This window comes from Succiniclasticum sp. (genome assembly GCF_056977735.1).
Genome location: NZ_DBMCWA010000004.1, coordinates 28,612 through 49,553, shown reverse-complemented (window position 1 = coordinate 49,553; position 20,942 = coordinate 28,612). Strand labels below are relative to the sequence as shown.

Sequence of the window (20,942 nt, the reverse complement as noted above, 5' to 3'; positions counted from 1 at the left end):
ATGTAAAGAAAATTTATGAAGTACTGAGAAAGAGTGGGCGCAAAACCCGCTCTTTCGTTATATTGGAATATTTTATACAGGGAGTGAAGCTATGAAACGTGAGGAAGTGGAGAAATATATAACCGAACTGGTCATGCCGATACTGGAAGACACGGATATTACGCTGGTTGACGTGGAATATGTGCGTGAAAAAGACTGGTATCTCCGTATCTTTATTGACAAACCAGAGGGTATAGAGATAGATGACTGCCAGTATGTAAGCGAAAAACTGGCAGAAGTTTTGGATGAACGGGATCCGATCAAAGAAAAGTATTATCTGGAAGTATCCTCTCCGGGCATTGACCGTCCCCTGAAAAAGGATACGGATTATGAAGCGAATTACGGAAAGAAAGTTGACATACAGTTCTTTTCTCCCTTCGACGGAAATAAGGAAATGACAGGCATACTGTGTTCGCATACCGCAACGGAAATTGAAGTGAAACGGATCAGTAAAGGCAAAGAAGAAAAAAATCCGGTTATTATAGAACGTAAACTGATTGCAGTCATCAGACCGCACATTGATTTTTAAGGAGGAACAGAAAAAGTGAGTTCAGAGTTCGTATTGGCAATTGAAGCATTAGGAAAAGAAAAAGGTATCAATTCGGATGTATTATTTCAGGCTGTAGAAGAAGCTGTCGTAAGCGCATACAAAAAAAATTATGACAGTTCCCAGAATGTGCGTGTGGAAATGTCAAAAGAGACCGGAGAGTTCCATGTATTTGAACAGCGCAGGGTAGTGGAGCAGGTAGTGAAACCCCACGATGAGATTTCACTGGAAGAAGCCGTTAAAATGAATCCCAATTATATTCTGGGCGATATTGTAGAGCAGGAAGTTTTTCCGAAGAATTTCAGCCGTGTCGCAGTACAGAATGCCAAACAGATCATTATGCAGCGCATCCGGGAAGCGGAGCGGAACATGGTCTACGATAAATTTTCTGAACGGGAAGATGATATTGTCAACGGTTCGATCCAGCGTGTAGAACGGGGTACGGTATACGTTGATCTGGGATCGACGGAAGGCCTGTTAATGGCCAATGAACAGGTTCCCGGCGAACGGTATCTGCCCCATGACCGGATGAAGTTTTATATCATCGAAGTGAAAAAGACCGGCAAAGGTCCCCAGATCATGTTGTCCCGCACACATCCCGGCCTGTTAAAGCGGCTGTTCGAACTGGAAGTTCCCGAAATCCATGACGGTATCGTGGAACTGAAATCCATCGCCAGGGAAGCGGGAATGCGTTCCAAGATCGCTGTCTTCTCCAATGACGAAAAGGTTGATCCGGTAGGCTCCTGTGTAGGTCACAAAGGAATGCGCGTGCAGAATATCGTGAATGAACTGCGCGGTGAAAAAATCGATATTGTCAAATATAATACGGACCCGGCACAGTATGTGGCTAACGCGTTGTCGCCTGCCCAGGTGGTCAGCGCCGTCGCCAGTGAGACAGAAAAAATCTGCTGGGTTGTCGTTCCTGATTACCAGCTTTCGCTGGCCATTGGCAAAGAAGGGCAGAATGCCCGTCTGGCTGCCAAACTGACCGGCTGGAAAATAGATATCAAACCGGAATCTCAGGCAGATCACGATGAGGCGGTCCAGGAAGGGAGCGGTGAAGAAGCGTGAAAGTTAAAAAGATCCCACAGCGTAAATGCGTTGGCTGCGGGGAGATGAAGTCCAAAAAGGAACTGATTCGCGTTGTCCGTTCTCCCGAAGGAGATATTTCGTTAGACCTGACCGGCAAAAAAGCAGGCCGCGGCGCGTATGTATGTCCGGATAAGGAATGCATAACCAAAGCGTACAAAGCGCACCGGCTGGAAAAAGCCCTGGAAAAACAGGTGAATGATGACGTGTACAAAAAGCTTCTGGAGGAAATGAAACATGAGTGAAAAAGACGTGGCAGGCGCGTTAGGCCTGGCGCAGAAGGCCGGTAAACTTTCCTCCGGGGATCTTGGTGTGAAAGATGCGCTGCTGGGAGGCAAGGCAAAGCTTCTGCTCATCGCCACGGATGCCTCTCCCAATACGGTAAAGGAACTGAAGTTCCAGGCAGAAAAAGCATCTGTACCTGTTATCTTCTGTATGCAGCGGACTGAATTGGGACTCTGTATCGGAAAAGCACCCCGCGCAGCGGTTGCTGTACTGGACAAAGGGTTTGCCGGATTAATTATGAAAAAATGGAACGTGTGATATAAGCTGGAGGTAGCTGAATGGGGAAGAAACGAATTTTTGAGATTGCAAAAGAATACGGTGTAAAAAGTCCGGAAGTCATAGAACTTTTGGCTAAGCATAATATAACGAAAACGAATTTCAGCAGTGTGGAAGAAAACGAAGTGGCTCTCATCCGTGCTGCGTTCGACAAAAAGGGAACCAAGCCGGAAAAACAGCAGACAGCGCCCAAACCGGTAAAGCCGCAAACTGCAAAAACTGCAGAAAAAACAAAGCCTGCCGTAACCCCGGCTCCCGCTCCGGCAAAAAGCAGACCGGAAAAGCCGGAACGTCCTTCCATGATTGTAAAGCCGGTCATCATGACTGTTGAAACGACTGCCGAAGGCAAGAGCACCATTACGCATAATGCATTGCAGAAAGACAAAACTGGCAAACCGGCCGATAACCGGAATGCAGCAGGTGTGCAAGTACCCGTTGTGAACACCGACGGCAAAAACAAGTATCGTAATGTACCGAACAATAAAAATTTAAATAACAGAGATGCAAAAAACGAAAGAACAGCCGGGACTGCAGCGGCTCCTGTCAAGACAAATGAAAGACCTTCCGGATCCGGACAGTTCAGCGGAGAACGGAACCTGAACGCAAATCAGAACAGAGGTCCGCAAAACCGCCCCATGTCCCCGCAGGGAAATCAGAACCGTCCCAATCAGAACCGCGATTTTAACCGCCAGGGGAACCAGAACCGTGACTTCAACCGTCAGGGTCAGGGTGGCAACTTTAACAGGGACCGTCAGCAGGGCCAGGGCCAGAATTTCAACCGTCAGGGTCAGGGCGGCGGCTTTAACAGGGACCGCCAGCAGGGCCAGGGCCAGAATTTCAACCGTCAGGGCCAGGGCGGCGGCTTTAACAGGGACCGCCAGCAGGGCCAGGGCCAGAACTTCAACCGTCAGGGCCAGGGCGGCGGCTTTAACAGGGACCGTCAGCAGGGACAGGGCCAGAATTTCAACCGTCAGGGCCAGGGCGGCGGCTTTACTAAAGACCGCATGGACAAAGACGGAAACCAGGGAAATAAGTTTGGCGGAGCCCGTCCGGGCAACCGCAACAATAATGCAGCCAAGAAGCCTGCCGCAGGGATTGATGATATTCCACGCGGCAAGGAAAGCCGGGAAAAATATAATAAGAAACACGAAAAGCAGCTGAAGGGATCCTATGCTTCCCGTGACAGCAGACCTATGCGCAGTGCGGACCATATGCGTCCGAACAAGCATCTGAAATCCAAATCAGGGGCCCCTGTGCGCAATGAACAGCAGGCTGCCGTGGTACGTCCTACTATGGTACAGATTGCGGAATCCATCAACGTGCAGGAATTTGCCAAACTGATCAAACGGGAAGTAGCAGAAGTAATCAAGAGTCTGTTCCTGTTAGGGGAAATGGTCACGATCAACCAGGATATTGATTTTGATACGGCAACCCTGGTTGGCACGGAATTCGGCGTAGATGTACAGCCGTTACCGCCGGAAGAAGATCCTACCGAAATTCCGGAAATTGAAGACAATCCGGAAGATCAGGTCGTTCGTCCGCCTGTAGTTACCGTTATGGGTCACGTTGACCACGGCAAGACTTCCTTACTTGATGCGATCCGCAAAACCCATGTAACAGCCCGCGAAGCAGGCGGTATCACCCAGCATATCGGTGCGTATACCGTAAATGCGGGTGGCAAGAAGATCACCTTCCTTGATACGCCCGGTCATGAAGCGTTTACTGCCATGCGTGCCAGAGGCGCCCAGTGTACGGATATTTCCATTTTGGTTGTAGCGGCAGACGACGGCGTAATGCCGCAGACCATTGAAGCAATCAACCATTCAAAGGCTGCGGGCGTACCGATTATCGTTGCCATCAATAAGATGGATAAACCGGCTGCCAATCCGGAGCATGTAAAACAGCAGCTTTCGGAGATGGAACTGATCCCGGAAGACTGGGGCGGAGATACCATCATGGTTCCTGTATCGGCACACTCCCATCAGGGTATTGACGACTTACTGGAAATGATCCTGCTGGTAGCCGAAGTAAAGGAACTGAAAGCAAATCCGAAACTGCCTGCCCATGGCACTATCGTAGAAGCCAAACTGGATAAGGGACGCGGACCGGTTGCTACCGTTCTGGTACAGCGCGGCACCCTCACCATCGGTGACTATATTATTGCGGGTACCGCTCACGGACGTGTCCGTGCCCTGATCAATGACCGGGGTGAAAAGGTACGCAAAGCAGGTCCGTCTACACCGGTAGAAGTGTTAGGCCTGAACGAAGTTCCGCAGGCCGGCGATATCCTGGATGCTGCAGATGAAAAAATTGCCCGCAGCGTAGCAGAAAAACGTATCGCCAAAGCAAAAGCAGAACAGCAGAAAGCTGCCAAAGTATCGCTGGATGACATCTTCAGCCGCATCAAAGAAGGTGAGCTGAAGGAACTGAATATTGTGGTCAAGGCAGACGTGCAGGGTTCTGTGGAAGCCTTGTGTGCATCCCTGGTCAAGATTCAGAACGAAGAAGTCAAAGTTGCCGTTGTCCATTCCGGCGTGGGCGCTATCAACGAATCGGACGTAATGCTTGCCTCCGCAGCCAACGCGCTGATCATCGGCTTCAATGTCCGTCCCGACGCCAATGCCCGTAAACTGGCAGAGAGTGAGAAAGTTGATATCCGTCCGTACCGGGTTATCTATGACGCAATTAATGATGTAGAAGCCGCTATCAAAGGTATGCTGGCGCCGAAATTTGAAGAAGACGTCATTGGCCGCGTGGAAGTGCGCCAGGTCATCACGATTTCCAAGATGATCATCGCCGGCTGCTACGTAACAGAAGGCAAGGTTACCAACAATTCCAAGATCCGTGTAGTTCGCGACGGCATTGTTATTTCCGAAGACGAAATGGAATCCCTGCGCCGCTTCAAAGACGATGTAAAAGAAGTTGCTGCCGGTTACGAATGCGGTATCACACTGGCTAAATTCCATGACATCAAGGAAGGCGACCAGTTCGAAGTTTATGTGATGAAAGAAATTGCTCCCGAATAAGAAATGATGAACAGGTGAACTATGGCCAGATTACGAGTTGAAAAAGTACAGGAAGCCATCCAGCACGAAATTTCCAATATGCTTCTGCTGGATATCAAAGATCCGCGCATAAAACTGGTGACCGTTACGGGCGTCAGTCTGACGGATGACATGAGCCAGGCAAAAGTTTATGTCAGCCTGTACGGTACGGCAGAGGAACAGGAACAAGCCTGGAAGGCGCTGAATAAGGCAAAAGGATTCATGAGGACGGAAATCGCAAAACGCATCCGTCTGCGTTTTGCACCGGAACTCATCCTGGAAAAAGATACCTCCCTGGAATACGGTGCCCATATAGACCGTTTGTTGCGCCAGATCAAAGAAAATGAAGGAAATAAAGATGAGTAAGAACTGTTCATTAGCGGAAACAGCCGAACTGCTGAAATCAGCGCAAAAGCTGGTTATTGTCAGCCATGTCAGCCCTGACGGCGATACGCTCGGTTCATCACTGGCCCTTATGCACGCATTACGCATGCTGGGAAAAGAAGTGATCATGAATGTAGACGATGACATTTCCAACGTTTTTTCATTTCTTCCCGGTATTGATGCATATGGCCGTTTTAATGCAGACGAATCGGTAGAAGCGGACCTTCTGGTGGTCATTGATGCCAGTTCGGCAGACCGGGCCGGCAATGCCATGGACGTCGTCAGGTCCCGCGCCGTTCTCAATATCGATCACCACAAGACGAATACACGGTTTGCGGATTATCTGTATCTGGATCCGGACGCCGCGGCAACGGCCGAAATCATGTACCGTCTGCTGAAAGAGATGGGGATCAGCATCAATACAGATATCGCAACCTGTATATATGAAGGTCTTTACACAGATACCGGATCGTTCAAATACTCCAACACTACCGCAAATACATTGCGAACGGCGGCCGATCTGCTCGGTTACGGGGTAAATCCCAGCCTGATTTCAGACAACATGGAATTAAAATCCCGTTCACAGGTGGAAATGCTGCGCAAAGTATTGGAAACACTGACGTTTCTGCATGACGGGAAAATAGCCTTTATTGAAATCGCGCCGGAACTGTACGACCACAATGTAGATACCGATGCCTTCATTTCATATCCACGTTATGTGGAAGGCGTAGAAGTTGCTCTTCTGTTCAAACAGGTAGAAGAAAATCTGACACGGGTGAGCTTCCGCTCCAAAGAAAAAGATGTAGCTAAAATCGCGTTATCCTTTGGCGGAGGCGGTCATAAAAAAGCTTCCGGCTGCAGCATTTATGCCCCGTTGAAAGAAGCCGAGAAAACAGTTTTGCAAGCGGTTGAGGAACTGTTCCAATGACAGACGGGATCATTAACGTATTGAAGCCTCCCGGTATGACATCCCATGATGTAATTAACCGGATCAGACATATCTACGGTCTGAAAAAAGCCGGCCATTCCGGTACACTGGATCCGGACGCAGCCGGAGTACTGCCTGTTTTCATCGGCCATGCGACCCGTATGCTGGAATATGCCGCCTCGGATACAAAACACTACCGTGCCGAGGGCCTTCTGGGTATCCGGACGGATACCGGTGATGACAGCGGGAACGTGATGGAACGTAAACCGGTTCCGGTGATGACCGCCATGCAGTTTGAAAAATCCCTGCAACAGTTCCGGGGCCATATCTTACAGGTCCCGCCTATGTATTCCGCTTTGAAAGTCAACGGGAAAAAATTGTATGAATATGCCAGACAGGGAGTTGAAATTGAACGCGCTGCCAGGCCCGTTGAAATCCGAAGGCTGGAGCTCCTTCGTTTTTATCCCCCGTACTTTTGTCTGGATATCGAATGTTCCAAGGGCACGTATATCCGCACCTTGCTGGAAGATATAGCCGCATCGATGGGCACGTGTGCCTGCATGACATTTTTGCTCCGGACAAGGGCAGGGGATTTTCGCATTGAAGACTCCCATACATTGGAGGAGATCGCAGAAAATCCGGAGGCCGTTTTGCTTCCGGTGGAATCCGCAGTTTCCAAAACAGAAAAACTGTATGTAAACGCCCTTCAGGCGCACCGCATCACCAACGGTGTCCGGACAACCATAAAAGGCACGGAACCGGGAAGGTACTCTCTGTATCTCGCGGATACATTTCTCGGAATGGTAACCGTGGAAGAAGAAGTGGTAAGTCCGGAAAAAGTACTGGTGCAGATTGACAGTGATGCATTAAATAATTATGGAAATCGTTAAACATCTGAATCTGGATCAAAACGAAATAGATTTTTTTCATGACACACCCTGCGTGATTGCCATGGGAACCTTTGACGGCCTGCATAAAGGGCACCGGGATGTCATTGACGCTGCGGCATCGTATGCCAGAACGCATCAGTTACGGCTCGCCGTGTTTACATTCAGCAACCATCCGTATGCCACAATCCGTCCCTCTGCCATTCCCCAGTCGCTCATATCCCCGGAAGAAAAAATACGGCTGTTGAAACGGTGGGGCGTCGACCTGCTGATTGACGTTCCGTTTAACAGACAGCTGTCGCTTTTATCACCGGAAGGCTTTTTACAAAAACTGCGTATGTTTAATTTTTCCTGCCTCGTCTGCGGTACCAATTTCACCTATGGGTTTCGCGGTTCGGGGAACACAGATTCTTTAGTAAAAAGCGGGAAAGAACACGGCTTTGACGTCATGATCAGGCCCCTTCTGGAATACAAGAACAAGGTGATCAGCAGTACAAGGATACGACGGGCCATTGCAGACGGCAATCTCCGTGACGCGGAATATATGCTGGGGCGTTTCTGCAGTGTAGAGGGAATCGTCCATAAAGGCTTCCAACGCGGCCGGACCTTAGGTTTCCCTACCGCAAACCTGTATGTGAACCGGAGCGGTTCCGCCCTTCCGCCTGCCGGTGTGTATGCGCTGCAGGTGCGGGACGGGGAAAAACTGTATAACGGGGTAGGGAATCTGGGCATGAACCCGACCTTTGACGATGTGGTCCGGGAAGTACTGGAAGTCCACCTGTTTGGCTGCAATGAAAATCTGTACGGGCATATCCTGGAAACCGCATTTTGCAGATTCCTGAGAAATGAACGCCGGTTTTCTTCGTTAGATGAATTAAAAGCGCAGCTGGAAAAGGACAAAGCAGATGCCCTGTCCTGGTTTGCCTCCCAGGACAACGAACAGTAAATGGCGTACCGGCTGCTTCATCCGCGATGCGGAGCGGTTTTCTGTTTTGTAAAATATTTTTTTATTGTTATGTAAAAAAGATTTGCAATATAATTGTTTATGTGCTAAAATACTTCAGTATCCTAACCGGAGCTAAGAAGAGCGCTTCTCCAACGCCTGCCTGGTTCCGGCCGGACAATAATTATTTTTATGGAGGTTCGTTACTATGTTAACAACAGAAGAAAAACAGGCTATTATCAAAGATAATGCCCGCCATGAAGGCGACACCGGTTCCCCGGAAGTACAGATTGCAGTTCTTTCCACCCGTATCGCAGCCCTGACCGAGCATCTGAAGACCAACAAAAAGGATCATCATTCCCGTCGCGGTCTGCTGAAAATGGTTGGTCAGCGTCGCGGTCTGCTGAACTACCTGCAGAAAAAAGATATCGAACGGTATCGTGCTATTATTGCTAAACTGAATATCCGTAAGTAATCTTTTTACAAACCAGGGGCCCGCTTTTAAAAAGCGGGTCTTTTTTTGCTTTTTTACAATGTACATTTGTTTTTTTACGAAAATTTAGGTATAATATAAAAAGACATTTGGAGGACGTATGGAAACAAGCGGTGAAGGTAAGATCAGTTCAGTCAGGAAGCATAGCGCGGCAGAAGCTGCCGGCATAACAGCCGGAGAGTCTCTTTGCGCCATTAATGGCATGCCCATGCGTGATATTCTGGATGTGAGTTTTGCTGCGGCTGATTTCGAACCGGTCCTGTCTGTCCGGGGAGCCGACGGCACTATACGTGAGATACCCGTTCCGAAAGAGATTGACGAAGAACTGGGGCTTTCCTTTGAAAGCGCCGTGTTTGATAAAGTACGCCTCTGCCATAACCGCTGCGTCTTTTGCTTTGTGGACCGGATGATTCCCGGTCTGCGCAAGGGCCTTTACGTCCGGGACGACGATTACCGCTTGTCGTTCCTGTACGGTAATTTTGTAACGCTGACCAATCTGACCGAAGACGACTTTGACCGTATTATCCGGAATCACATGTCGCCGTTATATGTATCGGTCCACGCAACGGATCCGCAAGTCCGGCAGGCGATGATGAAGAACCGTCATTCCGGCGAAATCATGGAAAAACTGCAACGTCTGTTTGCCGCCGGAATCCATATCCATGCCCAGATCGTCTGTTGCCCCGGCTGGAACGACGGTCCGGTCCTGGAAAAGTCATACAGGGATCTGGCAGCCTTATCGGATTATGTGGATGATATGGCTGTCGTTCCGGTAGGCATTACAAAAAATACAAAGGGCCTGCCTGACCTGCAGCTTTTCACAAAAGACGGAGCGGAAGCTCTCGTTAACACCGTGACCCGCTGGCAGGAAGAATGCCGCCGCCGGCTTGGACGTTCATTCATATATCTGGGAGATGAGTTTTACATTCTGGCAGGCCGTGAAATGCCTCCCGTTTCCTGGTATGACGGGTTTCCACAGCTGGAGAACGGTATCGGGCTCACACGGAATTTTCTTGCCGAGTGGGACAGGGCTGCGCAGAACTCCAGAAGCAGCCGGCCTCCTGTACAAAAAGACTACGTAATTCCTCTCGGTGTTTCAGCAGCCACCCTGCTGCAGCCGGTCATCGATTCCTTTAATGCGAAATACCATACGAATCACCGTATTATCCCCGTTGTCAATGACTTTTTCGGCCATAACGTCAACGTAACCGGTTTATTGACAGGATCCGATATACTGGCCCAGCTTCCGGAAGAAAATCCTGTAATTCTCCCTTCGGTCGTGTTAAACCAGGATAACCTGTTCCTGGACGATATGTCCTTAACGGAGTTCATGCACCGAAGCAGGCGGGACGTAAAAATTGCCAAAGGGGCATCGGAACTGTATAACCTTCTGTCAGAACAGCCTTTGCCGCACAACGGTACCGCAGCCAGGAACTCTGTTCCGGAGCGGGGACCGGTTACGGCCGCAAATAATACAGAGTATGTGAAACAGTTTTCCTGAAAGAACAGTAACGGAAGGTGCGTTGCAATGAAAAATTTTGGCATGCTGCATGTCTATACGGGAACCGGTAAGGGAAAAACCTCTGCCGCCTTAGGGCTCGCGCTGCGGGCTGTGGGCCACGGGGCAAACGTGATCATGATCTGTTTTATGAAAGGCGATGCCACCTATGGAGAAGCGCAGGCGTTTCATTTCCTGCCCAACTTTACCATAAAACAAATGGGACGGGACAGTTTTGTCAATTTCCGTAATCCGGATCCTGTTGATGTAAAAATGGCACAGGAAGCCTGGGAAGAAGGAAAGCGCATCCTGTTATCACAGGATGCCGACGTTCTGATCCTGGACGAAATCAACCTGGCGATGGCCAAAAAACTGATAGACACCGCCGAAGTTGTGTCTTTTCTTCATGAACACCGCAAAAACACCGAAGTTGTCTGTACCGGAAGGGAAGCGCCGCAGGAACTGATGGACGAAGCGGATCTGGTAACTGATATGCAGGAAGTCAGGCATTATTTTACGACAAAAAATATTACCATACGCGATGGTATAGACCATTAACATTTTTCACCGGAAAAAATTTAAATCCGGTTTACATTGCTTATTCTTAATTTATAAACCGTACAAGAAAGTTTGAGGATATTTGAACTATGTCAAAACCTATCGTTGCGATTGTTGGAAGGCCGAATGTCGGTAAATCCACCCTGTTTAACGTGCTGGCCAATGAACGGATTTCTATTGTTGAAGACATTCCGGGCGTAACCAGAGACCGCCTGTATGCCACGTCCGAATGGCTAGACCGTGAGTTTTTGATTATTGATACCGGCGGAATTGAAATTGCCAATACTGACAAAATCGCTGTTTCGATCCGGGAACAGGCGCAGATCGCCATCAGGGAGGCCGATGTGATCCTGTTCGTCTGCGACGCCCGTACCGGCATCACGGATGAAGATGCGGAAGTGGCCAAGCTGTTACGGAAGTCTAGAAAGCCGATCGTCCTGGCAGTCAATAAAGCGGACTCGTTTAAACAGGAAATGGAAATTTTTGAATTCTACAACCTGGGATTAGGCGAACCAATCCCCATCTCCGCAGCCAACCATCTGGGGCTTGGCGATATGCTGGATTCTGTCATGGACAAGGTACAGCAGACAGTGCCCCAGTTAAATGACGAAGATGAAGACGAAATCAAAGTTGCACTCATAGGCAGGCCTAACGTAGGGAAATCTTCCATCTTCAATGCGCTTGTCGGGGAAGAACGTTCCATCGTCAGCGACCAGGCCGGAACGACCCGCGACGCGATCGATACGCCGGTCGTAAAGGACGGGCAGCGTTATCTTTTCATCGATACGGCCGGAATGAGGCGTAAGGGAAAAATCGAAGAGCTGATTGAGAAATACAGTATCGTCCGTTCCCTTCGTGCCGTGGACCGTTCTGACGTTGTGCTAATGGTGATCGACGCGGTAGAAGGCGTCACCGAACAGGATAAAAAAATCGTCGGCTACGCGCACGATGCAGGAAAAGGCATCGTCCTTGTAGTCAACAAATGGGATCTGTATAAAAAGGATACGGATTCTACGCTGCGCTATACGGAAGAATTACGGAAAGAACTTGTTTTTCTGCAGTACGCGCCGGTTGTGTATGTTTCGGCCGTAACCATGCAGCGCATCCACAGGCTCCCCGAAGTGATCAAATATGTGGCGGAACAGAACGCCATGCGTATCTCCACGTCCGTCATCAACCAGATCATCGAAGACGCCTGCGCCATCAACCCGCCGCCTACCGACAAAGGTCGCCAGCTGAAGATTTATTTTGTAACACAGGTAAAAATCAAACCGCCGACCTTTGTGCTGTTTGTCAACAATCCGGAGATCATGCATTTTTCCTATCAGCGTTATCTGGAAAACAAATTGCGGGAGGCCTTTGGATTTGAAGGCACGCCGATCCAGATGATTATCCGCGCAAAGAATGAAGAGGACTTGTAATATGAACTATTTGTTAGGCGCCGGCGGTTTCCTGCTGGGATATGTGTTTGGTTCCATACCCTGCGGATTGTGGCTGGTGCGGGCCTTTCACGGCATCGATATCCGTGACTACGGAAGCGGCAACATCGGAACTACGAACGTATTCCGTACGGTAGGACCGAAAACGGCTGCGGCGGTGCTGGCAGGCGATATGCTGAAAGGTATTCTGGCATTGTATATCATATCGCGGTTTACCGATGACCCGGCTGTCGTGGCGGTTACTGCATTAGGCGCTTTGCTGGGGCACAACTATTCACTCTTTCTCGGCTTCAAGGGCGGGAAGGGGGTCGCTACCGGCCTGGGGCTGTTCCTGTATATGCTTCCCTGGGGCGCAGCGGCTGGCTTTGGCATCTGGGCCGTTATTGTCCTGATTACCCGCTATGTATCATTAGGCTCTGTCATCGCTGCGATAGTGGCCGCTGCAACGGGCTGGTATCTGCAATACCCGGTTCCCTATGCGGTGTTCGGAACCATGGCCTGCCTGTTTGTCGTTATCCGCCATAAGGACAATATCATACGGCTGATGAACGGAACGGAAAGTAAAATCAAACCGGGCCATCTGAATGATAAACAATGAGCATTCCGTTATGACAGGATTTTCGGTTTTAAACCGGCATTCCGGCTAAAAACGTTTGCAATATATAAAACGTTCGCAATATATAACACTATTATTTGTAAAAGGAGTCAGGGATTATGGCACGTACAAAGATTGCAGATTTAAATTCCTCAGAAAGTAAACCCGGTTATGAAAAAACTTCTTTCTATCTTGTAAAAGAAGATATTTTACCGGAAGCAATCAAGAAGACGATCAAGGTTAAAGAAATCCTGAAGCGGGGCGAAGTCAGGACTATCAACCAGGCGGTAGAACTGATGGGACTGAGCCGCAGCGCCTATTATAAATACAAAGACTATGTGTTTCCGTTTTACGAAGCAAGCAAAGATAAAATTATCACACTGTCCCTGCTGCTGGAACACAAACCCGGAGTCCTCTCACGTGTGCTGAACCTGATTGCAACCGATTCGGGAAGCATCATGACCATCAACCAGGGCATCCCCCTGCAGGGTGTTGCCAACACCACGATTTCTATTGAAACAAAAAATATGACTGTGGACCTGGAGGCATTACTGGACAAACTTCGCATGATAGACGGAGTAAAACGGCTAGAAGTACTGGGACAGGTGTAAGATTTTCTTTGCATAAAAACTGTAACCGTGTGTCCATCTGTTGTAAAGATATAATGAATCTTGTTTTATGAGGGAGAAAAAATTATGGAGAAGACAGTGAAAATCGGCCTGCTGGGCTGCGGAACCGTAGGAGGCGGCGTAATCATCGTTTTAAACGAAAACAGGGAAGATATTGCCAAAAAAGCAGGGTGCGCGATCGAAGTAAAAACGGTTCTTATACGGGACAAAACGAAACTGAAACCGGAAATTGAAAAATATAATATCGGTTATACGGACAACCTTGACGATATTTTAAATGATCCGGAAATTGATATCGTTGTAGAACTGATCGGACGTGTGCATCCGGCCAAAGAATACATTGAAGCGGCATTGAACCACGGAAAACATGTGATAACCGCCAACAAAGACGTGCTGGCTGAATACGGCAAGTCGCTGTTCGCTCTGGCAGCTGAAAAGAAAGCAGATTTCCAGTTTGAAGGAGCGGTAGGGGGAGGCATCCCCATCATCCGTCCTTTGCGGTCCTGTCTGGCCTCCAATAAAATCTCCAGCATCATGGGCATTGTCAACGGAACTACCAATTATATGCTGACCCGTATGACTGACGCAGGGCTTTCGTATGAACAGGCCCTGGCAGAAGCGCAGGCAAAGGGATATGCGGAGTCCGATCCCACCGCCGACGTAGAAGGCATCGATGCAGCCCGTAAAATTACAGTGCTCGCATCGTTGGCATTTAACACAGGCCTTACACTGAAAGATGTGCACATCGAAGGGATCGATACGATCGACGCCTGCGATATCAGCTATGCGCGGGAGCTCGGCTATGTAGTAAAGTTGCTGGGGGTTGCAAAGAACGATCCGGAAAACGGTATTACTGCCAACGTATACCCGGTCATGCTGCCGAAGAATCATCCGCTGGCCAGCGTAAACGATGTATATAATGCAATCTATGTCAACGGCGATGCAGTAGGCGACGCGATGTTTATGGGCCGGGGCGCCGGAAGGCTTCCGACCGCCAGCGCGGTCTGCGGCGACATCATCGACACCGCGCGCAATATTTGCAGCAATTCCTGCGGCCGTATTAAAGGAAATCTTTTTGAGAAGAAGAAAATGTGCCCGGCCGATAAAGAAATGGCGCCCTGCTATTTCCGTTTGCTGGTTACCGACCGGCCCGGCGTTCTGGCAGCGATTGCCTCTACCTTTGCAGCACAGCAGATGAGCATTGCGTCCGTAATTCAGAAAAATGTAATCGAAAACGGGCTGGCTGAACTGATCATCATTACGTATAAAGTAAGCAGGCTGAGCCTTGAACTTTCACTGCGTACCCTGCAGGTACTGCCTGTTGTGAAAAAGGTTTGCAGCGTGCTGAGGGTGGAAGACCCGAACCTGTGATCATAGAACGGAGTGAACCATGAAAAAATCTGTAACCGTCCGGGTACCGGCCACCTCCGCAAACTGCGGTCCCGGGTTTGACAGCCTGGGTTTGGCATTAACGTTATATAATGAATTCACCTTTCGTATTTCCGATGAAGTTTTCGGTTTCTCTCTGGATGTGGAAGGAGAAGGAAAGGACTGCTTTTACGCTTCCGGGCGTAATATGGCGTTTTCTTCATTTCTTGCCGTTTGGAACAGGCTGACAGACCATAAACGTATTGGCATTGCGATCCATATGAAAAACCAGGTGCCGAAAAGCCGGGGCCTGGGAAGCAGTTCCACAGCCATCGTCGCAGGGGTGACCGCTGCCAGTATTTTAAGCGGCGCCAACCTTTCCCAGGATGAAATTTTACAGGAAGCGAACCGGCTGGAAGGACATCCCGATAATGTAGCTCCTGCCATTTACGGGGGGTTTACGATCAGTTTTCAGGAAGACGGTGTGGCCCACACGCTGCGAACCGTTCCGAAAATGCCGTTACAGTTCATCGCCGTTGTACCGGATATGCAACTGTCCACCCATCTGGCGCGGGCGGCCATTCCAAAGGAAATCGCCCATCCGGATGCCGTATTTAACGCTTCAAGAACTGCACTGCTGACGGCAGCCCTGCTGGAAAACCGGCCGGAACTTTTGCAATATGCGCTGGAAGATAAACTGCACCAGCCGTATCGCGCAAAACTGATTCCGGGATTGCCTGAAGTGTTTGCCGCGGGCAAGGCAGCGGGGGCCTATCAATGTATCATCAGCGGTTCCGGTTCCACGCTTCTGGCATACGCTTCACCGGAAAAAGACGGGGACGTTATTGGCAAAGCCATGGTAGACGCCTTCGCTTCCTGCGGACAGACAGCAGTCTATCACATCCTGCAATTGAACACGAAAGGAACGGAAGTATTAAATATTGATATATAAAGAAAAAACAGTTGACAGAAACGCGTTTCTATACTAAAATATCCTATGTATTCGGGGCGTGGCTCAGCTTGGTAGAGCGCTTCCTTGGGGTGGAAGAGGTCGCTAGTTCAAATCTAGTCGCTCCGACCAATTAAAAAAAGACGGGAATCCGCACAGTGAGCGGGTTCCCGAATTTTTTATGTTTAACTGCAATTTGGACAATTTATTTACGATTTTATTTCGATTATACCTTAAAAGTCTATGGCGTACCAAATTTCGTACTTTTTTTGTGCAAAACTACGCATGGTTACTCATGGAAGTGATGAAGATAGCCGGAGCTGTAAAGATATAGGTGCCGGCTGTTCTTTAACTTATTTTGGCTGGATGGTATAATATCAACAAAACAGGACAGGGGAACGGTGTGATGGCTTTTTATGTTTATATGTTGAAGTGTGCTGATGGAACTCTATATACGGGTTATACGGACGATCTGGATAAACGGCTGGCAGCCCACAACGCGGGGGAAGGCGCTAAATACACGCGTTCCCGGCGGCCTTGCACTTTGGTGTATGTAGAAACCTTTGACTCGAAGCATGATGCCTTGAGCCGTGAGTGGCATATCAAGCACACCATGAGCCGGGAGGACAAGCTGAAGCTGATGGAACCTCATATAAGCAACTGATTTTAAAAATATACATGCAAATAGGAAGAAATAATTAATTATAATTTGCTTTTTCTTACCTGCATCGTTCTGCCGGCAGCCTGCAGGAATACGGGATGGGCGCCGACAAGGTTATTCTGGACCCGGGCATCGGTTTTGCCAAGAACGATGAACAGAACCTGCGGCTTATGCAGAACCTGAATGCCTTGACCGTAAATCCCTATCCCGTGCTGATGGCCGCCTCCCGAAAGAGCACCATCGGCAAGGTGCTGGGGACAAGCCCCGCAGTTTTTGATGACGCACCGTCCCCAACAGGAACAGGGAAGGATGCGTCTGGTAAGTGGAACGGAAAGACGGCGGATGCCAATGTCCTGCCACCGGAAGAAAGGCTGGAAGGTACGCTGGCGGTGACTGCTGCGGCTGTGTTTGCCGGGGCCAGCCTGGTGCGGGTACATGACGTAAAAGAAAATGTACGTATGATCCGCATGCTGGAAGCGATCCGGAAGGTGTAACATGGCTATTTACATTGCGCTGGGCAGTAACCTGGGGGATAAAGAGAAAAATCTGAAAGAGGCCCTGCAGTTTTTAGAAAAAAAAGGAATCTCTATCTGCCGGGTTTCAGATTTTATTACGACGGAACCTTACGGTGTAACCGACCAGCCCGCTTTTTTAAACGCAGTGGCAGAAATCAGGACAGATAAAAAGCCAACAGAGCTTTTACATACTCTGCTGGCAATAGAAGATTTAATGGGGCGCAAACGCATTCGCCGCTGGGGGGAACGAAATATTGATCTGGATCTGTTACTGTATCATGATGCAATCATTGATTTACCTGAATTAAAAGTACCACATCCAGATATGCAGAACCGGGATTTCGTATTGTGTCCCCTGGCGCAGGTTGCGCCTGACGCGATTCACCCAATATTAAGGAAAACAATAAAAGAACTGTGGGAGGATTTTCAGGCCAGGCAGATACTGCCATGAAGCATACGTCAGCCGGTCATACAGGCTTCAATTTCATTCTACTTTGTAAAACTCCGCCCAGCTGTATTGATTCATATATTCACCGCGATAGCTTGCGACTGCGTCCGGTTCCTGTCTCTGATAGCGGAAAAGGTCGCAGTTTGTTTTTTCCGTATCAATGGCATAGCTGTTTCGGTTGTGGATCAGAATGTCCTCTGCGCCACAGCTTGCCAAGGTACGCCGCAGGTCGCCGACAATGTGCCGGAAATAGTTTTTCTGGTTTTCCGGCGTGCCGTTGTCTTCCCACAGGACAGAGCAAAGTTCATTGACATTTGCGGAGACGCCTTGCAGGTTTATCAGATAGGCCAGAAGTTCTTTAGCTTTGCTGCGCTTAAAAAATACCGGCTGTCCTTTGCTGAACACTTCGAATTTTCCAAAACAGCGGATATAGAGCCCGTTTTCTTTTGACGTAAGAGGAAATCGCAGGTGCTGTAAAGCATCAAGTATTTCATCCTTACGCACAGGCTTCGTCAGAAAAGCGCTGGCATACAGTTTAAAGGCAGACAGCGCATATTCGTTGTAGGCGGTAACAAAAACGATATTGAGATTTTGCTTCAGTTCCATCAGTTTCCGGGCAAGTTTCAGCCCTGACATATCCGGCATCTCAATGTCCAGAAAGGCGATATCAAACTGGCTTGACCGACATAATTCCAGTGCTTCCTGTCCGCTTCCGGCCGTCAGTACTGCAGCCAGGGGAAGGCATTCCCGCAGGACCGCCTGCAGGTCTTCCCGGGCAAGATATTCGTCGTCAACTACTAACAGTTTCATGATTGGCATTCTCCTCTCCGGTATGATTTTCCGGTATTTCGATACGTACACAGGATCCCTGACCGGGAAAGCTTTCAATTTGCAACCGGCCGTTACACATGATGTGAAGCCGTTCCGAAACGTTTTCCAACCCGATGTGCATATGGTCGTGCGCAGGCAGCTGACCGGTAATAAACCCTGCACCGTCATCGCTGATTTCTATAATGTGCCGCATGTTTTCCCGGAACGTTCGAATCATTACGGTTCCTACAGGCGGCTTGTTTTTACGTATGCCATGGCGGACAGCGTTTTCTGCCAGGACCTGGATGCTGAAAGCAGGCACCTGAAAGTCTTCATCCTGAATCTCAAGAATAGTCTGCAGGTCTTTGCCGAACCGGCGCTTTTCCATGGAAAGATAGTAACTGACCGTGCGCAGTTCTTCATTTACACTAATGCAGTGACGCTGGGACATGGCGCTGCTGACGCTGCGCAGATAACCGGCAAAATCGTCGATGGCATCTATGGCTTCCCGGACATCTTTTCGGCACAGCTGCCGGATGATTGTGAGGCAGTTGAATATAAAATGGGGCTGAATCTGCGATTCCAGAAGATGGATACGCCGTGCCGTCAGATTCCGTTCCTGACAGACCAGCCATTGGGAATAATCCATTTCGTAGAAGACAAACAGCAACAGCACCAGGATCGTAAACGCAATGTTGGAAAAGGAAATGCCGTAATGGAAAATCTGGTAGCTGATGGTCAGCAGGGGGATCAGCAACAGGGAAAGGAAAAGGTACAATTCCTTCTTTTGAAATTTATGCCGGTACAAAAGGATTTCTGTACCGGTGAACAGGATATTCAGTATCGGAATAGCATCCTTGGTCCAGGCGTATTGGGTGCGGTAATAGTGATTGGTACTGTCGTAAGCATAGATAAAGTCCGGAAAAAACTGGGCGGTGAGAATCAGCAGAAAGCCAATAGCTGTGAACAGGGTGACGCCCCGGGACCAGAATATGGAAGGATGAGGATCGTCCCGAAAAACCAGATAATCGATATAATGGGCAAAAAAGTAATACAGCATATAACTGGACAGAAAGACCAGAATGTTGCTGATCCTTACAATATAATAGCCGCTGGCTGTCAGCGTACCCCGGTAAGCCCAGGCAAATACGTCGCTCAGGACCATGACGGCGTTGCACAGCTCCAGAGCCAGCAGCGTATTAGTGCGCCGGGGGTTCAGATGACGCATGGGGTACAGGAACAGCGCGGCGATGAGGCAGAACAGGCAGCCCCACAGCTCAAAGGAAATATGAAATAAGGCAATCGGGTTCATAGAAAGTACCTCGGAAAAGAAAAGCGGAAAGTCCTTATCCTGAAAAAAATAGTACAGTTATGATAAGAAATATTTTACAAATCTTACTACATAATACTATCACAAATCTTTTAATTTAACAAAGAATCAGCTTTTCTGAAAAAAAGTACAATTCTGTTGCAAGTTACTGTTGAAACGTAAAATTAATTTGCTTTATAATTAAAAGAGTGTTTATAAAGAAATAATAAAAATTTATGTAAAAAAAGGATCAAGTTTATAATGGCAAAGGAATTATTGCAGAAAGAATACGCAGGACCGAACGGCTGGACAATCTGGGCGGTAGAAGGTCGGAACGATACCCTGACTGCAGAGACTGCGTATGCATTCGGAGAAGAACTGGTGCAAAAAAATGCGAAAACCGTACTGGACATGCAGGAGATGAACTATCTTTCCAGCGCGGGGCTTCGGTGTCTGCTCCGCCTCTTCAAACTGGCGCAAAAGGAAGGGAAGGGTGCTGCCCTTACGGGCCAAAGTGCGGAGCCTGGATTTGAGAGCCCATGACGCGGATAATACGCAGGCGCATGGCGGTACATGATAGGCGGCCGCTGCGGAAGCCATGGAAGCATTCCTGAAAGCCAATTTGTAAAGCGACGAACGCAGGAGCTTAAATAGGATCGATTCAGGCAACGAATCGATTCAATATATTTTTATTTCTCAGGAGGTCTTTAATTATGAAAACTCGTTTATTTGTACTCGTAACACTGTTCATGATGCTGTTCTCCGCTACAGCCTTTGCCGATGTTTCTGCAGGCAGCATCACCAAAATGCGCAGCACCAGCGACGGCACGAAAATGGTCATCTACACCCAGGAAGGCTACTCCGTGGCAACCGTTTTGGAATATGTTGCCAATAAACCCATGGAAACCAGCAACGCCATCGAAGCCGTGAACGGATTCCTTACCGACCTGGGCAAAGTGCGGATCCTGGACGAACACACCCATTCCGCCGACAACTACATTGAAATAGAAGCAGCGTACCTGTCCGAAGAAACGGCCAATCGGTGGCTGGCCAAAGGCGGACGGTTTTAAGGAATAACGATTGAAATTCCAATGCTGACACAAAATAATATGGACAAACTTGCTCCCGTCCCTTTCAAAAAGGGGCGGGAGTTTTATATTTTATAAAGCGCAAAAAATACGTAAACGAAGAAAAAAACTATGTTTTTTAAAAAAATACGCTTAAATAGGAAAACTTTGTCGCGCTTTT

General features: G+C 48.7%; 24 protein-coding genes and 1 tRNA gene. 23 read left to right on the top strand and 2 right to left on the bottom strand.

Going from position 1 to position 20,942, the window contains the following annotated elements; translation table 11 throughout:
- Nucleotides 1-91: 91 nt before the first annotated feature.
- The 21 genes from ACZOWY_RS03250 to folK all read left to right on the top strand — a co-directional run bounded on the left by ACZOWY_RS03250 (nucleotide 92) and on the right by folK (nucleotide 17,578).
- Nucleotides 92-568: a ribosome maturation factor RimP gene (locus tag ACZOWY_RS03250; protein WP_484392843.1), complete on the top strand. Its 477-nt coding sequence runs from the start codon at nucleotides 92-94 to the stop codon at nucleotides 566-568.
- A 15-nt stretch (nucleotides 569-583) separates the two neighbouring features.
- The gene (gene nusA / locus ACZOWY_RS03245) at nucleotides 584-1,657 is read left to right on the top strand and encodes a transcription termination factor NusA (RefSeq protein ID WP_484392841.1); all 1,074 of its coding nucleotides are present in this window, start codon (nucleotides 584-586) and stop codon (nucleotides 1,655-1,657) included.
- Entirely contained in the window at nucleotides 1,654-1,920 is a 267-nt protein-coding gene (rnpM, locus tag ACZOWY_RS03240) for an RNase P modulator RnpM (RefSeq protein WP_093731108.1), read from the top strand. The genes nusA and rnpM overlap by 4 nt, the downstream gene beginning before the upstream one ends.
- Nucleotides 1,913-2,218 (top strand): L7Ae/L30e/S12e/Gadd45 family ribosomal protein, encoded by a 306-nt coding sequence (locus ACZOWY_RS03235; protein ID WP_484392838.1) that lies wholly within the window; start codon nucleotides 1,913-1,915, stop codon nucleotides 2,216-2,218. Before rnpM ends, ACZOWY_RS03235 begins: the two co-directional genes overlap by 8 nt.
- Before the next feature lie 20 nt (nucleotides 2,219-2,238).
- Complete coding sequence (infB, locus tag ACZOWY_RS03230) at nucleotides 2,239-5,262, top strand: translation initiation factor IF-2 (RefSeq protein WP_484392835.1); 3,024 nt, start codon at nucleotides 2,239-2,241, stop codon at nucleotides 5,260-5,262.
- A gap of 21 nt (nucleotides 5,263-5,283) precedes the next feature.
- Nucleotides 5,284-5,646 carry a 30S ribosome-binding factor RbfA gene (rbfA, locus tag ACZOWY_RS03225; RefSeq protein WP_484392833.1) on the top strand — a complete coding sequence of 121 codons (363 nt, stop codon included), beginning with the start codon at nucleotides 5,284-5,286 and terminating at the stop codon, nucleotides 5,644-5,646.
- The gene (locus tag ACZOWY_RS03220) at nucleotides 5,639-6,592 is read left to right on the top strand and encodes a DHH family phosphoesterase (RefSeq protein WP_484392832.1); all 954 of its coding nucleotides are present in this window, start codon (nucleotides 5,639-5,641) and stop codon (nucleotides 6,590-6,592) included. Before rbfA ends, ACZOWY_RS03220 begins: the two co-directional genes overlap by 8 nt.
- Nucleotides 6,589-7,482, top strand: coding sequence for a tRNA pseudouridine(55) synthase TruB (truB, locus tag ACZOWY_RS03215; protein ID WP_484392831.1), 894 nt, complete (start codon nucleotides 6,589-6,591; stop codon nucleotides 7,480-7,482). Before ACZOWY_RS03220 ends, truB begins: the two co-directional genes overlap by 4 nt.
- Nucleotides 7,469-8,425, top strand: a complete 957-nt coding sequence (ribF, locus tag ACZOWY_RS03210) for a riboflavin biosynthesis protein RibF (protein ID WP_484392830.1) — start codon at nucleotides 7,469-7,471, stop codon at nucleotides 8,423-8,425. Before truB ends, ribF begins: the two co-directional genes overlap by 14 nt.
- A 205-nt stretch (nucleotides 8,426-8,630) precedes the next feature.
- Nucleotides 8,631-8,897, top strand: a complete 267-nt coding sequence (rpsO, locus tag ACZOWY_RS03205; RefSeq protein WP_484392827.1) for a 30S ribosomal protein S15 — start codon at nucleotides 8,631-8,633, stop codon at nucleotides 8,895-8,897.
- Nucleotides 8,898-9,015: 118 nt separating this feature from the next.
- Nucleotides 9,016-10,416, top strand: a complete 1,401-nt coding sequence (locus tag ACZOWY_RS03200; RefSeq protein ID WP_484392823.1) for a DUF512 domain-containing protein — start codon at nucleotides 9,016-9,018, stop codon at nucleotides 10,414-10,416.
- A gap of 27 nt (nucleotides 10,417-10,443) precedes the next feature.
- Complete coding sequence (locus tag ACZOWY_RS03195; RefSeq protein ID WP_484392820.1) at nucleotides 10,444-10,971, top strand: cob(I)yrinic acid a,c-diamide adenosyltransferase; 528 nt, start codon at nucleotides 10,444-10,446, stop codon at nucleotides 10,969-10,971.
- An 89-nt stretch (nucleotides 10,972-11,060) separates the two neighbouring features.
- Nucleotides 11,061-12,392 carry a ribosome biogenesis GTPase Der gene (gene der / locus ACZOWY_RS03190; RefSeq protein WP_484392819.1) on the top strand — a complete coding sequence of 444 codons (1,332 nt, stop codon included), beginning with the start codon at nucleotides 11,061-11,063 and terminating at the stop codon, nucleotides 12,390-12,392.
- A gap of 1 nt (nucleotide 12,393) precedes the next feature.
- Nucleotides 12,394-13,008, top strand: a complete 615-nt coding sequence (plsY, locus tag ACZOWY_RS03185) for a glycerol-3-phosphate 1-O-acyltransferase PlsY (protein ID WP_484392817.1) — start codon at nucleotides 12,394-12,396, stop codon at nucleotides 13,006-13,008.
- A gap of 116 nt (nucleotides 13,009-13,124) precedes the next feature.
- On the top strand, nucleotides 13,125-13,616 hold the full coding sequence (locus ACZOWY_RS03180; protein WP_484392815.1) for an ACT domain-containing protein: 492 nt from the start codon (nucleotides 13,125-13,127) through the stop codon (nucleotides 13,614-13,616).
- An 84-nt stretch (nucleotides 13,617-13,700) separates the two neighbouring features.
- Nucleotides 13,701-15,005: a homoserine dehydrogenase gene (locus ACZOWY_RS03175; RefSeq protein ID WP_484392813.1), complete on the top strand. Its 1,305-nt coding sequence runs from the start codon at nucleotides 13,701-13,703 to the stop codon at nucleotides 15,003-15,005.
- 19 nt (nucleotides 15,006-15,024) lie between these two features.
- A complete protein-coding gene (thrB, locus tag ACZOWY_RS03170) occupies nucleotides 15,025-15,954 on the top strand; it encodes a homoserine kinase (RefSeq protein ID WP_484392812.1) in 930 nt (309 codons plus the stop codon).
- 52 nt (nucleotides 15,955-16,006) lie between these two features.
- Nucleotides 16,007-16,083 (top strand) — tRNA-Pro (locus ACZOWY_RS03165).
- Between the two features lie 274 nt (nucleotides 16,084-16,357).
- The gene (locus ACZOWY_RS03160) at nucleotides 16,358-16,615 is read left to right on the top strand and encodes a GIY-YIG nuclease family protein (RefSeq protein WP_484393090.1); all 258 of its coding nucleotides are present in this window, start codon (nucleotides 16,358-16,360) and stop codon (nucleotides 16,613-16,615) included.
- Nucleotides 16,616-16,674: 59 nt separating this feature from the next.
- The gene (locus ACZOWY_RS03155; protein ID WP_484393085.1) at nucleotides 16,675-17,106 is read left to right on the top strand and encodes a dihydropteroate synthase; all 432 of its coding nucleotides are present in this window, start codon (nucleotides 16,675-16,677) and stop codon (nucleotides 17,104-17,106) included.
- 1 nt (nucleotide 17,107) lies between these two features.
- Nucleotides 17,108-17,578 (top strand): 2-amino-4-hydroxy-6-hydroxymethyldihydropteridine diphosphokinase, encoded by a 471-nt coding sequence (gene folK, locus ACZOWY_RS03150; RefSeq protein ID WP_484392810.1) that lies wholly within the window; start codon nucleotides 17,108-17,110, stop codon nucleotides 17,576-17,578.
- 33 nt (nucleotides 17,579-17,611) lie between these two features.
- On the opposite strand, the gene ACZOWY_RS03145 is transcribed toward folK, so the two are convergent.
- Entirely contained in the window at nucleotides 17,612-18,385 is a 774-nt protein-coding gene (locus tag ACZOWY_RS03145) for a LytR/AlgR family response regulator transcription factor (RefSeq protein ID WP_484392808.1), read from the bottom strand.
- Nucleotides 18,366-19,697, bottom strand: coding sequence for a sensor histidine kinase (locus ACZOWY_RS03140; RefSeq protein WP_484392806.1), 1,332 nt, complete (start codon nucleotides 19,695-19,697; stop codon nucleotides 18,366-18,368). The genes ACZOWY_RS03145 and ACZOWY_RS03140 overlap by 20 nt, the downstream gene beginning before the upstream one ends.
- 258 nt (nucleotides 19,698-19,955) lie before the next feature.
- Between ACZOWY_RS03140 and ACZOWY_RS03135 the strand changes: the two genes are divergently transcribed.
- Together ACZOWY_RS03135 and ACZOWY_RS03130 are read left to right on the top strand one after the other, a co-directional pair.
- Nucleotides 19,956-20,237 carry an STAS domain-containing protein gene (locus tag ACZOWY_RS03135; RefSeq protein WP_484392805.1) on the top strand — a complete coding sequence of 94 codons (282 nt, stop codon included), beginning with the start codon at nucleotides 19,956-19,958 and terminating at the stop codon, nucleotides 20,235-20,237.
- A gap of 170 nt (nucleotides 20,238-20,407) precedes the next feature.
- A complete protein-coding gene (locus ACZOWY_RS03130) occupies nucleotides 20,408-20,764 on the top strand; it encodes a hypothetical protein (RefSeq protein ID WP_484392804.1) in 357 nt (118 codons plus the stop codon).
- The last annotated feature ends 178 nt before the right edge of the window (nucleotides 20,765-20,942 follow it).